This is a genomic window from Mesorhizobium sp. M7A.F.Ca.CA.002.09.1.1 (assembly GCF_003998555.1).
Classification (GTDB): Bacteria; Pseudomonadota; Alphaproteobacteria; order Rhizobiales; family Rhizobiaceae; genus Mesorhizobium; species Mesorhizobium ciceri.
In genome coordinates, this window is the sequence record NZ_RZRR01001093.1 from 1 (window position 1) to 1,598 (window position 1,598).

Genomic DNA, 1,598 nt, shown 5'->3' on the forward strand with positions numbered 1-1,598 from the left:
AGGCCGATGCGGCCCTTCTGCTGACCATGATCGGCCTCGGCAATGTGTTGTTGCAGATCCCGATCGGCATGATCAGCGACCGCGTCAGCGATCGCCGCTACCTGCTGATTGCCTGCGCGACGGTCGGTCTTATCGGCACCGTGTTCATGCCCTTCTTCGCCCAGAATTGGCATTTGATGGCCGCGCTTCTGTTCGTCTGGGGCGGCGTCGTCGCTGCCATGTACACGATCGGCCTTGCCCATCTCGGCTCGCAGCTTTCCGGCCATGAACTGGCGTCGGCCAATGCCGCCTTCGTGCTGTGCTACGGCGTCGGCATGGTGCTCGGGCCGCAGGCGATCGGCATCGGCATGGATGCGTTCGGCCCGTCCGGCTTCGGCTGGTCGCTCGGCCTGTTCTTCGCCGCCTATATCGCTTTGGTCGCCGTCAGGTTGGTTCGCAAGATCCTGCTGTAGCGCGACTGCGGCCTGCCATGCATTTGGCACGGCACGGTGACAGGCTGCTGACAGAACCGTGTCAGGAGCACAGGGCTAAAAAGGTGTCCCAAAACACTTGAGGACACTTCCATGATCGACAGCGGCTTTGAAACCACATCGCTACGAATGACACTGCTTCTGCTCGTGACCTTCCAGGCTCCGGCCGCCGACGTCGACCGCATCATGGATGCCGTGGTGGCGATCGCGCCGCTGGCCATGGGCAAATATGACCGCAATGCCTATCAGTCGGCGCACGGCATCGAACGCTACAGGCCGCTTGACGGTGCGGCCGCCGGCGCCGAAACCGAATTGCGGCGGCGCCCCGGCACGGTCGAGGTTTCCTTCGAACTGCCGGACGACCAGGCGCTGGCCGCCCGCGTCGTCGAGGCGATTTTCCAGGCGCACTCCTACCAGGAACCGGTGATCCGCATTCAGCCGATTCTCGCCAGCCGTTCCAAGGGGCTGGACGACCGCGCCAATCCGAATCGCTGGTGGAACACGACCGGAGACTGGAAGAAGGTTGCGGCATCGGCGACGGAAACCGCATGATTTCCGCTCCCGAGCCGGCTCTGGTGGGTCGCACAAGGCCTACCGGGCTTGACTTTCCGGGCGCGTTCTTTATGTGTCGCGCCAAGTTTCCCGCGTCCGGGTGTTTCCCCGTGCTCCAGCGGCCAAAACCCCACGAACAAACGGACTGATATCATGGCCAAAGCCGCAAACATCAAGATCAAGCTTCTGTCGACCGCCGACACCGGTTTCTTCTACGTGACCAGCAAGAACAGCCGCACCAAGACCGACAAGCTGTCGTTCCGCAAGTACGACCCGGTCGCCAAGAAGCACGTCGAGTTCAAGGAAACCAAGATCAAGTAATCCGGGTTTCCCGCCGCAATGCCGAAACGCCGCCCAATGGGCGGCGTTTTTCGTTTGTAACAGTTGATTTCGTTGCATCCGAGCAGAGACTCCAGCCAAAGGATTGACCCTTAGCCATGGTTGCGGCACCCTTGGCCGTGGGTTGGGTGTCACGAATAAGGCGCCTATGGATGTCGAAGAAGTTGAAAGCTGCAATCATTGCAGCCCTTGTCGCTCTGGCTGCTGGCTTTGCCGTCAGCAACGGGCTGATAAGCC

The 1,598-nt window shown here is 61.1% G+C and carries 4 protein-coding genes; 3 read left to right on the forward strand and 1 reads right to left on the reverse strand.

Going from position 1 to position 1,598, the window contains the following annotated elements; all coding sequences use genetic code 11:
- The 3 genes from EN994_RS30570 to rpmG form a co-directional block, all read left to right on the forward strand.
- A partial coding sequence (locus EN994_RS30570) for an MFS transporter (RefSeq protein WP_164746379.1) occupies nt 1-452 on the forward strand: 452 nt, incomplete at its 5' end.
- Between the two features lie 111 nt (nt 453-563).
- Nucleotides 564-1,022, forward strand: a complete 459-nt coding sequence (locus EN994_RS30575) for a hypothetical protein (RefSeq protein ID WP_024503577.1) — start codon at nt 564-566, stop codon at nt 1,020-1,022.
- A gap of 153 nt (nt 1,023-1,175) precedes the next feature.
- Nucleotides 1,176-1,343: a 50S ribosomal protein L33 gene (rpmG, locus tag EN994_RS30580; RefSeq protein ID WP_006201775.1), complete on the forward strand. Its 168-nt coding sequence runs from the start codon at nt 1,176-1,178 to the stop codon at nt 1,341-1,343.
- On the opposite strand, the gene EN994_RS35735 is transcribed toward rpmG, so the two are convergent.
- Nucleotides 1,336-1,598, reverse strand: a 263-nt coding sequence (locus EN994_RS35735) for a hypothetical protein (protein ID WP_206530538.1), incomplete at its 5' end; no start/stop codon positions are given. The two genes, rpmG and EN994_RS35735, sit on opposite strands and share 8 nt — an antisense overlap.